Source organism: Beijerinckia sp. 28-YEA-48 (assembly GCF_900104955.1).
Taxonomy (GTDB): Bacteria; Pseudomonadota; Alphaproteobacteria; order Rhizobiales; family Beijerinckiaceae; genus Terripilifer.
The window spans coordinates 3,748,568-3,761,071 of record NZ_FNSI01000001.1 but is presented as its reverse complement, the minus strand read 5'-3'; the positions used below and the strand labels follow the sequence as shown (position 1 = coordinate 3,761,071).

At 63.8% G+C, this 12,504-nt stretch carries 12 protein-coding genes; 4 read left to right on the top strand and 8 right to left on the bottom strand.

All coding sequences use genetic code 11. The features are described 5' to 3' along the window. Window positions 1–59: 59 nt before the first annotated feature. The 3 genes from BLW50_RS17700 to BLW50_RS17690 all read left to right on the top strand — a co-directional run bounded on the left by BLW50_RS17700 (window position 60) and on the right by BLW50_RS17690 (window position 3,362). Complete coding sequence (locus BLW50_RS17700; protein WP_090704879.1) at window positions 60–626, top strand: NADPH-dependent FMN reductase; 567 nt, start codon at window positions 60–62, stop codon at window positions 624–626. 189 nt (window positions 627–815) lie between these two features. Next, window positions 816–1,415 (top strand): hypothetical protein, encoded by a 600-nt coding sequence (locus BLW50_RS17695; protein WP_090704877.1) that lies wholly within the window; start codon window positions 816–818, stop codon window positions 1,413–1,415. Window positions 1,416–1,514: 99 nt separating this feature from the next. Then, window positions 1,515–3,362: a cation:proton antiporter domain-containing protein gene (locus BLW50_RS17690; RefSeq protein ID WP_090704875.1), complete on the top strand. Its 1,848-nt coding sequence runs from the start codon at window positions 1,515–1,517 to the stop codon at window positions 3,360–3,362. A 196-nt stretch (window positions 3,363–3,558) separates the two neighbouring features. Here the strand turns inward: BLW50_RS17690 and BLW50_RS17685 are convergent, their stop codons facing one another. The 8 genes from BLW50_RS17685 to BLW50_RS17650 all read right to left on the bottom strand — a co-directional run bounded on the left by BLW50_RS17685 (window position 3,559) and on the right by BLW50_RS17650 (window position 11,089). After that, a complete protein-coding gene (locus tag BLW50_RS17685; RefSeq protein WP_090704874.1) occupies window positions 3,559–5,241 on the bottom strand; it encodes a thiamine pyrophosphate-binding protein in 1,683 nt (560 codons plus the stop codon). 3 nt (window positions 5,242–5,244) lie between these two features. Further along, a complete protein-coding gene (locus tag BLW50_RS17680) occupies window positions 5,245–6,420 on the bottom strand; it encodes a CaiB/BaiF CoA transferase family protein (protein ID WP_090704872.1) in 1,176 nt (391 codons plus the stop codon). A gap of 77 nt (window positions 6,421–6,497) precedes the next feature. Further along, window positions 6,498–7,502 (bottom strand): NUDIX hydrolase, encoded by a 1,005-nt coding sequence (locus BLW50_RS17675; RefSeq protein ID WP_170850219.1) that lies wholly within the window; start codon window positions 7,500–7,502, stop codon window positions 6,498–6,500. Then, the gene (locus BLW50_RS17670) at window positions 7,499–8,011 is read right to left on the bottom strand and encodes a tyrosine phosphatase family protein (protein ID WP_090704871.1); all 513 of its coding nucleotides are present in this window, start codon (window positions 8,009–8,011) and stop codon (window positions 7,499–7,501) included. The genes BLW50_RS17675 and BLW50_RS17670 overlap by 4 nt, the downstream gene beginning before the upstream one ends. Window positions 8,012–8,035: 24 nt before the next feature. Then, window positions 8,036–8,665: an HD domain-containing protein gene (locus BLW50_RS17665; protein ID WP_090704869.1), complete on the bottom strand. Its 630-nt coding sequence runs from the start codon at window positions 8,663–8,665 to the stop codon at window positions 8,036–8,038. Continuing rightward, window positions 8,662–9,282 (bottom strand): DNA-3-methyladenine glycosylase I, encoded by a 621-nt coding sequence (locus BLW50_RS17660; protein WP_244544477.1) that lies wholly within the window; start codon window positions 9,280–9,282, stop codon window positions 8,662–8,664. Before BLW50_RS17660 ends, BLW50_RS17665 begins: the two co-directional genes overlap by 4 nt. Window positions 9,283–9,510: 228 nt before the next feature. Then, window positions 9,511–10,254, bottom strand: coding sequence for a tRNA-uridine aminocarboxypropyltransferase (locus BLW50_RS17655; RefSeq protein ID WP_090704865.1), 744 nt, complete (start codon window positions 10,252–10,254; stop codon window positions 9,511–9,513). After that, window positions 10,241–11,089 carry a CAF17-like 4Fe-4S cluster assembly/insertion protein YgfZ gene (locus BLW50_RS17650; RefSeq protein ID WP_090704863.1) on the bottom strand — a complete coding sequence of 283 codons (849 nt, stop codon included), beginning with the start codon at window positions 11,087–11,089 and terminating at the stop codon, window positions 10,241–10,243. The genes BLW50_RS17655 and BLW50_RS17650 overlap by 14 nt, the downstream gene beginning before the upstream one ends. A gap of 89 nt (window positions 11,090–11,178) precedes the next feature. On the opposite strand from BLW50_RS17650, the gene BLW50_RS17645 reads away from it, so the two are divergent. Then, entirely contained in the window at window positions 11,179–12,504 is a 1,326-nt protein-coding gene (locus BLW50_RS17645; protein WP_090704861.1) for a dihydroorotase, read from the top strand.

Below are 12,504 nucleotides of genomic sequence, written 5' to 3'. Positions count from 1 at the left end.
GCGAACGCACATATGCGGCAAGTGCATATCCAACGAGTGCATATCCAAAAGGATGGGAAATGACACAACGTAAGCCTTACATTGTCGGTATCGGCGGAACGACCCGCACCGGCTCGTCGTCCGAGCAGGCGCTGGCGCTGGCGCTTTCTTATGCCCGCGACAAGGGTGCCGAGACCAAAATGTACGGCGGTAACGACCTGCTCCTGCCGATGTATGACCCAGATCCGGGCACGATGACCGATGCAGGCCGCCGCCTGATCGACGATCTGCGCAAGGCCGACGGTATCATCCTGTGCTCGCCCTGCTACCACGGCGGCGTCTCTGGCCTGGTCAAGAATGCCATTGATTATACCGAGGAAATGAACAAGGACGCGCGCGTCTACTTCGACGGTCGCGCCATTGGTTCGATTGGTGTCGGCTTCGGCTATCAGGGTCCGGTGGCGGTGCTGTCGCAGCTGCGCCAGATCGGCCATGCCCTGCGCGGCTGGAATGTGCCGCTCGGCGTCTCGATCAATTCGGCCGTGGTTAAGTTCAAGGACGGCCAGTGTTCCGAACCGGCGATCGCCGGGCAGATCGAGATCATGGCCAGCCAGGTGGTGGCGCAGGCCGGGAAGATGATGGCCTAGAGCAAATCGCCTTTCGGTAGAAAGGCGATTTGCTGAAAGCTCTTATTTTGACGCATTAAACGCCAATGAGGCGGCCATAGCAGCGGAAAAAACCGCTACGAAGCCGCCAAGCCGTCCGCGCCGCGCCGCATTTTCGCCCGGAAACCCGATGAATCTGCACCTGTTCTTTCGGTGATCGGGGTTCTGCTCATGAGTGCGATGCGGCACGGCGTACATTCTTTGTCTGCCTTCGAGGCGGCGCTGCCACTCCTCTTCACGGCGGCGGCAATTGCTTCTCTTGGCTGGGGCGCCAATCTCTATGGTCGTCTCCATCCCGCTCCTGCGGTTGAGACGGCGCAGGTCCCCAGCACCATGTCGAAGCGCCAGGAAGAAAAGCTGGCCGCCGATATGTCGGCGTTCGCGCTAGCCAAGGTCGCGCCCGAGCGGCTGGTCAGCGAAGCGACGCGCGAGGCCTTCAATGGCCCGACGCTGCCGCCGCTGCGCCTGGCCAATGTGGCGCCGGTCCCCCGCGCTGAATTGAAGCTGCGCAACAAGGGGGAAAAACAGCCGACGAAGGTGGCGAGTGTTCTGCCGCCGGCGCGCCCGGCCGTGATCACCTCGTCCCAAGTTGCTGCGTCTCGCGTCGCCGCTATCGCACCGCCCCCTGCTACGGTGGTGGCGGTGCATGAACGCGGCGTCGTCGCGCGCGTCGCCGAATATGTGCCTTCGCCGCGTCAGATGTTCGATGGCGTGCGGACGCTGAGCGGCACCCTGGGCGACCAAGTCTCCAGATATATTCCGCGCATTTAATAAAGCCCGCGCATTTATTGCCGTTTCAAGACGTCCGTTGCGATTCCATTCGCATCAGAATCATGTAGGTATGATCTGATCAAATAAACGGATGGACCTTTGGCGACCCACAACGAGATCGGGGACTATCGCGAGATTTTGCTTTTTCTCGTGACAGCGGGCGTTGTCGTCCCGTTGTTCCGGCGGTTGCGCATCTCACCGGTGCTGGGCTTCATCTGCGCCGGTCTGTTGCTTGGTCCCTATGGTCTCGGTCGGTTTGCCCACCTGCATCCGTGGATCGCCGCGATCAGCCTGTCCGATATCGAGGGGCTGGCCAAGGTCTCCGAGCTTGGCGTCACGTTCCTCCTGTTCATGATCGGCCTCGAACTGTCGTTCGAGCGCCTCAACCGCATGCGCAAACTGGTGTTTGGCCTAGGCGCGCTGCAGGTTTTCCTCTCGGGTCTGGGGATCACGCTTGTCGCGCTCTGGTTCGGCCAGCCAGCGCCAGCAGCGCTCATCATCGGCGGCGCCCTCGCTCTGTCTTCGACCGCCATCATCGTGCCTGTTATCGCCGAGCGTAAACGGCTGAACACGGCGGGCGGTCGCGCCACATTCGCGATCCTGCTGTTTCAGGATCTGATGGTCGCGCCGCTGTTGTTCATGGTCGCCATGCTCGATCCGCGCACCAATATGGGCTTCGGCATGGGCCTGCTGACGGCGCTGTTGCCAGCCATGGTGGCGCTCGTGGTCATCGTCGGTGTCGGCCGCATGATCCTGCGCCCGCTCTTCCATCATGTGGCGGCGGCGCGTTCGACAGAATTCTTCATGGCGGCCTGTCTGCTCGTTGTGCTCGGTACGGGCGTCGCCACCGCCATGGGCGGTCTGTCCATGTCGCTGGGCGCTTTCATCGCCGGCCTGCTGCTGGCGGAGACGGAATTCCGCCGCGAGATCGAAGTGACGATCGAGCCGTTCAAAGGCCTGCTGCTCGGCCTGTTCTTCGTGTCGATCGGCGCTGGGCTCGACCTGTCGCAAGTGGTGCGCCAGCCGGCCGCCACCTTGGGGCTCGCCGTTGCCTTGTTCGCTGGCAAGGCGCTGCTGCTCTACGGCATCGGCCGTGCCATCGGGCTGGCGAGCCCGGTGGCGCGTGAAACCGCGTTGCTGATCGGGCCGGGAGGCGAATTCGCCTTCGTCATGTTGACCGCTGCCGTGGCCGAAGGCGCCGTGGCAGCGGTGACGGGCGCGCAGGTGATGGTGGCAGTCACCTTATCGATGATCGCCATTCCGATGATCGCGGCGCTGACGTTCAAATTGGCCCCACCCCGGTCGGAAGCCAGAATGCCCGACCAGTTTTCAACCCCTGTCGATGTGGTCGCCGGACAGGTCATCATCGTCGGTTATGGCCGTGTCGGCACGCTCGTCGGCGAGCTGCTGGTGCGCCACAAGATTCCCTTCATCGCCATCGACGACGATATCCGCCTCGTGCAGCACGTGCGCGAGCGCAATCCCGCGGTGCAGATCTATTGGGGCGATGCGACCCGCGCCGAATTTTTAAAGAAATGCGGCGTCGGCAGCGCCCGTGGCATCGTCGTGACGATGGATTCGCCCAAAGCTGTCGAACTCGTCGTCGAGGCGGCGCATCGCGAACAGTCCGAACTGACGATCGTCGCCCGTGCCCGCGACGCCAATCACGCCACCCATCTCTACGAGATCGGAGCCACCGACGCTGTGCCCGAGACCATCGAGGCGAGCTTGCAGCTGGCCGAAGCGGTGCTCGTCGATATGGGCGTGCCGATGGGCTATGTCATCGCCTCGATCCACGACAAGCGCGATGAATATCGCGCCCTGTTGCAGCCGAAGACGGAAGGGGCGCGCGAACGGCGCGCCATCCGCATGTCGACCCGGGTGAAGGCCATGGGCCGCCCGAAGACCGAAAAGGTCGATAAGGAAAAGACCCAGAAGAGCGAATGACAGATTGTTGAAAACCTTGGTGTCATCCCGGACACGCGGAGCGTGATCCGGGATCCAGGGGCGAGCGGTAGAGTGTTCGATCACGCCCGCATCTTCTTCAGTGCATCAAGACGCGCAGCATTCGCTTGTGGCCCCTGGTTCCCGGATCACTTGCGGCGCAAGCGTCCGGGATGACACCAAGGTTTTCGACAACCCGTTAGCCGCGCTTCAAAGCCGCTTCCCGGATCTTGGTCAGCGTCATTGCCGGCGTGCTCGCATCGCGGTCGATCTTGACATGGACGATGGCCGGCTTGCCAGTAGCGATCGCGCGTTCAAAAGCCGGCGCGAACTCGTCCGTTTTCACCACCGTTTCGCCATGGCCACCGTAAGCGCGCGCGAGCGCAGCGAAGTCGGGCGAGTTGAGCAGAGTGGCCGAGACGCGGCCCGGATACTCCCGCTCCTGATGCATGCGGATCGTGCCGTACATGCCATTGTCGATCACCACGACGACAATCGGCAGGTCGTATTGCACGGCGGTGGCGAATTCCTGGCCGTTCATCAGGAAGCAGCCGTCGCCGGCAAAGCTCACCACCAGTCTGTCGGGATGCAGCCGCTTGGCGCCGACGGCGGCCGGTAGGCCATAGCCCATCGATCCCGACACCGGCGCCAACAGGCCACCAAATCGGCGGATGCGCAGATAGCGGCCGACCCAGGTGGTGTAATTGCCGGCGCCATTGGTGACGATGGCATCGGCCGGCAGACGTTGGCGCAGCCACAGCATGATTTCGTTGAGCTGCACGTCGCCGGGGATCGGTGCATCAAGCCCGGAGAAGGCGAGATAATCGGCGCGCGCCGTTTTCGTCTCAGCGCTCCAGGCGATCGTCTTTGGCGGCACGAGGGTCTGCAGCGCGTCGCAAAAGCCTTGCGGCGTGGCATTGATGGCAAGCGTCGGTTGATAGACGCGGCCGAGTTCGCCGGGGTCCGCATGCACATGCACAAGACGTTGGCGCGGCACCGGTATGTCGAGCAAGGTGTAGCCTTGCGACGGCACTTCCGCGAGGCGACCACCGATCAATAGAATAAGATCGGCGGTCTGAATGCGTTTCACCAAAGCCGGATTGGCGCCCAGGCTCAACTCGCCGGCGTAATTGGCGTGGTCGCCATCAAACAGCATGGTGCGGCGAAACGAGGCGACGACAGGCAGATCGAAAGCCTCGGCGAAGGCGCGAAACTGCGCGCAGCTTAGCGCCGACCAGCCGCTGCCGCCGAGAATGGCGATCGGTCGCTTGGCCTGCGCCAGCAGTTCGCTGAAGCGTGTCAGCTCGCGGGCGCCGGGCGCTGCCTGCGCCGCTTCCACACGCAAGGCATCAACAACGCTGGCCGTTTCAACCAACATGTCTTCCGGCAGTGAGATCACCACGGGGCCGGGCCGGCCCTGCAGGGCGACATGAAAGGCGCGGGCCACCACTTCGGGAATACGCTGGGGATCGTTGATCTCCGTCACCCATTTCGCTGTCGAGGCGAAAGTGCGTTCGTAATCCATCTCCTGGAACGCGCCGCGCCCGCGCATGTCGCGGGCCACCTGGCCGATGAACATGATCAGCGGCACGGAATCGTGCTCGGCGATATGGATCGCATGGGCGCCATTGGTGGCGCCGGGGCCGCGCGTGACAAAGACAATGCCCGGCCGCCCGGTCAGGCGCGCGGTCGCATCGGCCATCATGCCGGCGCCCGCTTCTTGGCGGCAGACGGTGATATTGATCTTGGCGTCATGAAAGGCGTCGAGCACGGCGAGATAGGATTCGCCCGGCACGCAGAACACGTGGTCGACGCCTTGAATGGTCAGTTGATCGACGAGGATCTGGGCGCCCGTGCGGGTGTTGCTCGGCGTCGTGGCCATCGCTTAGCCTCCCCAGGCCTTGTCGGTGAGAACATCCTGTGTGTGTTCGCCCAAGGCCGGCACCGGCCGTTCGGCCGCAGCGGGCTGGCCGTCGATGACGATGGCCGAGCGCACGCCCGGCGTCGTGCCGCCCTTGGCGCGCGGATTGGGCTGGTCGATGCGCATGCCGCGCGCGATCACCTGCGGATCGTCGAACACGTCGACGATCGTGTTGATCGGCCCCGCCGGCACCGAGGCGGCTTCGAGCTTCGCCAGCAGATCGCTGCGCTGGAATGTCCGCGTCAGGTCGTTGAGGAGAGCCGTCAATTCAATGCGCTGTGCGACGCGATCCTTGTTGACGAGAAAGCGCGGATCGGTGGCGAGTTCCGGCGCGCCGAGGATGTCGCACAATTTGCGATATTGGCCGTCGTTGCCCGTGGCGATGATGATATTGCCGTCGGCGACCGGATAGACATCGTAAGGCACGAGATTGGGATGGCCATTGCCCATACGGTGGCCGACCTTGCCCGAGACGAAATAGTTCAACGCCTGATAGCCGAGCACCGCCACCTGCGAGTCGAGCAGCGCGCAATCGATATAGGCGCCTGCGCCGGTTTCAGCGCGGCGGATCAGGGCTGCCTGCACCGCATTGGCGGCGTAAAGCCCGGTGAAAATGTCGGCGATGGCGACGCCGGATTTCAGCGGCGGGCCGTCCGGCTCGCCGGTCATATGCATGACGCCGCCCATGCCTTGGACGAGAAAGTCATAGCCGGCGCGCGGCGCATAGGGGCCGGTCTGGCCAAAGCCGGTGATCGAGCAATAGATCAGCCGCGGATTGATCGCCTTCAGGCTGTCGTAGTCGAGGCCATATTTTTTCAGACCGCCGAATTTGAAATTCTCGATGACCACATCGGCATGTTCCGCGAGCCGGCGCACCAGGGCCTGGCCGTCCGGCGTCTCGAAGTCAGCCTGGATGGAGCGCTTGCCGCGATTGCAGCCATAGAAATAGGCGGCGGCGAGCGGGTCGCCGTTGATGTCCTCGACGAAGGGCGGACCCCATTGGCGGGTGTCGTCGCCAGCGCCGCTGCGCTCCACTTTCACGACGTCGGCGCCAAGATCGGCGAGCAATTGGCCACACCAGGGGCCAGCGAGAATGCGGGCGAGTTCAAGCACACGGACAGAGGCGAGCGGAGCGGTCATGGGTCTCCAGACGGGAAAGCCAGTAATGATGTTTCCCTGTCTAAACGAGCCGCTCGGCGGGCGCCACCCAGGCCAGCCTAGCCGCGCACGCCCACCCGCAGGCCGGCCGCCGGCCGCTCCTGGATCACTTCGCGGCGGAAGCGGAACAGCGCCGCCGGCCGTCCGCCTGTGCGGATCGAGGTGCCACCGGTCGGTTCCACCACGGCGGCGTTTTCGACGAAACGGCGGAAATTCTGCTTATGCAGCCGCCGCCCCTCAAGCGCCTCGGCGGTGCGTTGCAGGGCGGTGAGGGTGAAACTCTCCGGCATCAGCTCGAAAATCACCGGCCGGTACTTCATCTTGGCGCGTAAGCGGCCCATGGCGGTGGCGAGGATGCGGCGGTGGTCGTCGCGCATGGCTTCGCCGAGCGGGCCGGTTTCCTCGATCAGCGGGCTGGCGCGGCCATCGCGCCGCGCTTCTTCCACCAGGCCCGCTTCATAGAGAAGCTGGTAGCGGTCGAGCACGTTCTCGTCGTTGAAACGGCCGCCGTCGTCCTCGAACAGCATGCGCACCCGTTCCGTCCGGGTCAGGCCATAGGCATTCGGTCGGTTCGGATCGCGTACCGCCCATTTGCGCAGCGCCGGGACGATGCTGGTGTCGATGATGGTCGGCTTGCGGCTGCGCCAATCCTCCCAGGGAAAGAAGCCGTACCAGGGTTGGAAACTGGCGCCCGAGGCCAGCTGCGCCGCGCTGTCCTTCGATTGCGCCGTGCGTGTCAGCGCCAGATAGCCGACGGAAACCACATGCGGTTTGCGATCGCCGAGCTGTGCATGGCGGCCGCGGTCGCCGAAGGTATAGAGCTGTTCGACATAGCCGAGCGGCACGCCGGTCTGTTCGCCGACCCAGGTGCGCAGGCCGATGTCGAGCGTGCGATGCGCCAGCGGATCGAACGGACCGGACGGCAGCGCCGCCTCGCCGCGATTGCGCCCGATATTGGCAACCAGAATGGCCGGATCATCCCCGACGACCGTCGCGATCGCCGCTGTCAGATTGATCTCGACCGGCAGGCTGCGGGGTGAAGGGGCTTTCGTCACAATGGTCAATCGATCTCGAGCATGAAGGGCACGCCTTCGTAGCACATTTCGCCCATGCCAATGGCGGAGACAGCTTGGCTCATCCGGCCGTCGCGGCCAAGCGCTTGGTCGGCCAGCGCCACCAGCCGGGCATTGGGGGTGGCGGTCGGCGAGCGCGCGCGGATCAATTGCGCCAGTTCGCTTTCGTCGCGCTCCGGCAGCAAGGCGCAGGCGGTGATGAAGGCGGCGGCCGTCGATCGGCTGACGCCAGCGAAGCAATGGATGAGCAACGGCTGGCGCCGGTCCCACTGCTGGATGAAATCGAGAAGATCCTGGACGTGAGTTGATTGCGGCGCGAAATGCCCTTCGAGCGGTTCGACGATGTCCGACATCGAGAGGAACAAGTGCCGTTCGGAAGCAATGTCGGCGGGGCGCGTCACCGGCGTGTCGGCGTTGATCAGGGTGACGAGACTGCGCGCGCCGGTCTCGCGCACTGTGTCCTCGATCTTCGCCAGCGAGCAGACATGGATACGGGGCATGGATTCAGCCTTCAGTTTAGCTTTTCAGCCTTTCGCCGTGGCGTGCATTTCGGTTTCGAGTTCCGCGAATCGTTCGAGGAACAAGAGTTTGGCACTGGTCGCGTCCATTGATGACACGAGTGCGTCGATATTGCGGGCGCTGATTCTCGGTCGTCCAAAAAATTGCTCGGCCTCGTCGATCGAAAAGCCAGCGAGCCGCGTCGCCTCGATGAAGGCCGCGGCGTGGTCCGCTTGTTTAGTCAGTTTGACGAGCGCCGCCGGCGGTGTGGCGGGCAGGGCGAAGCGCAAATGAATGGCCGCCAGAATGCGCGCTTCGACGCTCTTATAATCTTCGCCGATCACCGCTTTGAACGGCGAGATCATATCGCCGATCACATATTCCGGCGCGTCATGCAGCAGCGCCATCATGCGCCAGCGCGCCGGCAGGCCAGGATCGAGGTCAGCGGCGATGCGCTCGACCAGGACCGAATGCTGGGCGACGGAAAAGATATGCGGACCCGTCGTCTGGCCATTCCAGCGCGCCACCCGCGCCAGGCCGTGGGCGATGTCTTCGATTTCGATATCGAGCGGTGAGGGGTCAAGCAGATCGAGCCGCCGGCCTGACAACATACGTTGGAAGGCGCGCGGCGCGGCAGCAGGGCGGCGCGCCATCATGTTGTCCCGCGTGTCGGCCTATAGGCGAGTTTGGCGCAGCGCTCGTAGCAATGGCAGCCGACGAGATGGTCGTTGATCATGCCGACCGCCTGGGCGAAGGCATAGATGATCGTCGGACCGCAGAAATTGAAGCCGCGCGTCTTCAGATCCTTCGAGATTTTCTGCGAGAGCGGCGATTCGGTCGGGATGTCACCCATGTGGCGGCGTCCGGCTTGAATTGGTTTGCCGTCGAAGAAATCCCACAAATAGTTCGAGAAGCCTTGCTGGCTTTCGATGTCGAGCCAAACTCGGGCCGACTTCACCGTGCTCTCGATCTTGGAGCGGTTGCGGACGATGCCAGCGTCCTGCATCAGGCGCTCGACTTTGGCGGGTGTATAGCGCGCGATCTTCGCCGGCTCGAAACCGTCGAAGCCTTTGCGGAAGGCATCGCGCTTGCGCAGGATGGTGATCCACGACAGGCCGGCCTGAAAGCCATCAAGGATCAGCTTTTCGAACAGCGCCCGGCTGTCCCACTCGGGCACGCCCCATTCCTCGTCGTGATAGGCGACATAGAGCGGATCTTCGCCCGGCCACGGGCAACGGGCGAGGCCATCGCCGTGCAGCACCGGCGGCCGCAGCGGTTTTGGGCCGGCGGCAGGCTTTGCCGCAACCTTGGCAGCGGCTTTCGCCGCTGGTTTGGCTTTTGGCTCAACCTTCACGGTGGTTTTTGATGCGGTCTTCGCAGCGGGCTTTTTAGCAGGGAGCTTTTTGGTCGGCGGCATGGTGCCAAGTTTATAGCACTTTCGCGCGAAGGGGATGCCGCTTCGCGCGAAGAAAATGTGTCAAACCCACAAGTAGGTAAAGGCTTAGGCGGCGGGTTTGCTGTCTTGTTTGCCGCCCTGCGGTTCCAGCGCCGAGCGATAGCGCTGCAGCATGCGCCGGAAAGTCGACAGCATGGCCTTTTCAATATCGGGCTTGCGCTCCAGCCGGCTCAGGGTGAAGGCGGCCGCTTCCAAGGTCGAGAGCCCTTCGCGGCGCGGCTCCTTGCGCAGCTTGCCGTAGAGCGACGCCTGTGTCGGGCGCAGCACCAGCCGGGGGCATTTCAGCACCCAGGCATTGCGCCACCACAAGGTCTTGGCCTGGCTCCACGAGCCATCGAACAGGATGATGCCTTCAAGGCCGCGCAGCGCCGACGCCTGATTTTCGGCGAGTTCGCCGTGGCGATCGAGCAAGGCGATGTCGCGATCGGCCGGCGCGTCTTCGGAGGCGGAAGCACCCAGATGCAGCACGGCCCAGCGCTTCGGGTCGACGTCGCGCTCAAGCGCCGCCGACAGGCTCGGCCACGACAGGCCGATGCGGAATGTCGCTTTGGCCAGATGGGTGACGGCGACGCGGGCTGTGCCTAGCGTTTTGTCCTGCTCCTGCGGATGCTGCAGCACCAGGAGTTCGATCTTGTTGTTGATCGGCTCGATCGCGTCGCAGACGCACAAGGCTTCCGGCTTGCCGCAATGGGCGCAGACCGGCTCTTCCAGCAGCGTGGCCGGCAGGGTGGGGCGGGCGGTTGGCTTGCGCCGGGGGGTACGCGGGCGGCGTGTCTCAGGCGCGGTCATGGTGCACACTTAAAGTTGTTTCATTCACGGTAACGGGCGCGGTGGCGCCCTCGAGTCGATCGAGCCGCAGCAGCGCGAGCCCGGTATTGCCGGCCGACGATCCCATCTGGCCGATGACCACATCGCCGATCTTCACCTCGGCGCCAGATGCTGGCGCCGGGCCGGTAAAACCGACCCGGACGAAGCGCTTGCGCGCCGTGCCGCGATGTTCCACCCGCGACACCACCTCCTGGCCGATATAGCAGCCTTTGGTGAAATCGACCCCATGCAGCCAATCCATATTGGCTTCGTGGGGAAAGGTGTCGCCATAGGCGAAATCGACGCCGCTTTCCGGCACGCCGAGCGCAATGCGTCGGGCGGCATAAATATCCTCGCCGCCAGCCTCAGCGCCGATCTGGTCCAGTTCGTCGGGCGGGCCGATGACGCGCCAGCCCAGGCCCGGATGGCGCGGGTCGCGAAAGGCCAGCGCCTGGGCCGGCGGTGGCTCTTCCACTGTGACGGCCACGGCCAGGTTGGCGCTTTCGTCGCTGATGCGCACGTCGGCGCGCAATTTGTAGAATCCGAGCCGTTTGGCCAGGTCCGCCGCCTGGGCGGCATTGCAATCGATCAACAGGCCGTCGCCATCGGGGGTGACGAAGAAATCGAACAGGATTTTGCCCTGGGGGCTAAGCAAGGCGGCGAAACCGCCCTCGCCCGGCTGCAGCTTCTCGATGTCGCTGGTGACGAGATTATTGAGGAAATCTCTGCTATCGCGGCCGTTCAGGCGCAAAACCGCCCGCCCGGTCAACAGGGTCGCAGTTGCCTGAGTGGTGTCAGTCCCAGCTTGCATCGTCATGAGGCTCTAGTTAAGCCCGATGGCGAGAACTGCAAGCAGCAAACTGCGCAGTCGTCACATCAGGTGGAAAAGACACAGGAACCCGGAATATGGCGCAAACCTTTGATCTCATTCTGTCCGGGGGCACGGTCGTCAATCAGGACGGGGCCGGGGAACGCGATATCGGCGTGATCGGCGATACGATTGCGGCCATCGGCGACCTGTCGCGCGCCTCCGCCGCCGAAACCGTCGATTGCCGGGGCCTGACCATTCTGCCGGGCGTGATCGACAGCCAGGTGCATTTCCGCGAGCCCGGCCTCACCCATAAAGAGGACCTGGAAACCGGCTCCCTCGCCGCCGTCATGGGCGGTGTCACTTCCGTCTTCGAAATGCCCAACACCAATCCGCTGACCACCGGGCCAGAGGAACTCGCCGACAAGGTGAAGCGCGGCCGCCATCGCATGCATTGCGATTTCGCCTTCTGGGTCGGTGGCACCCATGAGAACGCCAAGGATATCCCCGAGCTTGAGCGTCTGCCTGGCGCCGCCGGCATCAAAGTGTTCATGGGCTCGTCCACCGGCAATCTACTGGTCGCCGATGATGGCGGCGTCGGCCATATTCTCTCGCACACGCGCCGCCGCGCCGCCTTCCATTCGGAAGACGAATATTTGCTCGAAGAGCGCAAGCACCTGCGCGTGCCAGGCGATCCGTCCTCCCATCCGGTGTGGCGCGATGTGGAGACGGCGCTGCATTGCACGCAGCGTCTCGTGCACATCGCCCGTGAGCAGGGCGCGGCCATTCACGTGCTGCATATTTCCACTGCCGAGGAGATGGACTTCCTCAAGGACCATAAGGACGTCGCCACCGCCGAAGTGACGCCGCATCATCTCACCCTCGACGCCAGCCTCTATGCGACGCTCGGCACCAAGCTGCAGATGAACCCGCCAGTGCGCGAGGCCCGTCATCGCGATCATATCTGGTGGGCCGTGTCGCAAGGCATCGCCGATGTGCTCGGCTCCGACCATGCGCCCCATACGCTGGAAGAAAAGGCCAAGAGCTATCCCAACACGCCCTCGGGGATGACCGGCGTGCAGACGCTGGTGCCGATCATGCTCGATCACGTCAACGCCGGCCGCCTGTCGCTGGCCCGTTTCGTCGATATGAGCAGCGCCGGCCCGCAGCGGATTTTCCAGATCGCCCGCAAGGGGCGCATCGCGCTCGGCTACGACGCCGACTTCACTGTCGTCGACATGAAGCGCAAGGAAACGATCACCGACGATTGGATCGCCTCGCGCAGTCAGTGGACGCCGTATCACGGCAAGACGGTCACCGGTTGGCCGGTCGGCACCATTATCCGTGGCGCCAAGGTGATGTGGCAGGGCGAATTGACGAGCCCGGCGCGCGGCGAGACGGTGCGCTTCATTCAAGCTTTGTGA

Bases quoted from the DNA above. Each gene is read 5' to 3' on its own strand.
- BLW50_RS17680 (WP_090704872.1), bottom strand. From the start codon at position 6,420: ATGACCGCTCCGCTCGCCTCTGTCCGTGTGCTTGAACTCGCCCGCATT.
- BLW50_RS17700 (WP_090704879.1), top strand. From the start codon at position 60: ATGACACAACGTAAGCCTTACATTGTCGGTATCGGCGGAACGACCCGC.
- BLW50_RS17695 (WP_090704877.1), top strand. From the start codon at position 816: ATGAGTGCGATGCGGCACGGCGTACATTCTTTGTCTGCCTTCGAGGCG.
- BLW50_RS17685 (WP_090704874.1), bottom strand. From the start codon at position 5,241: ATGGCCACGACGCCGAGCAACACCCGCACGGGCGCCCAGATCCTCGTC.
- BLW50_RS17665 (WP_090704869.1), bottom strand. From the start codon at position 8,665: ATGATGGCGCGCCGCCCTGCTGCCGCGCCGCGCGCCTTCCAACGTATG.
- BLW50_RS17650 (WP_090704863.1), bottom strand. From the start codon at position 11,089: ATGACGATGCAAGCTGGGACTGACACCACTCAGGCAACTGCGACCCTG.
- BLW50_RS17645 (WP_090704861.1), top strand. From the start codon at position 11,179: ATGGCGCAAACCTTTGATCTCATTCTGTCCGGGGGCACGGTCGTCAAT.
- BLW50_RS17655 (WP_090704865.1), bottom strand. From the start codon at position 10,254: ATGACCGCGCCTGAGACACGCCGCCCGCGTACCCCCCGGCGCAAGCCA.
- BLW50_RS17670 (WP_090704871.1), bottom strand. From the start codon at position 8,011: ATGCCCCGTATCCATGTCTGCTCGCTGGCGAAGATCGAGGACACAGTG.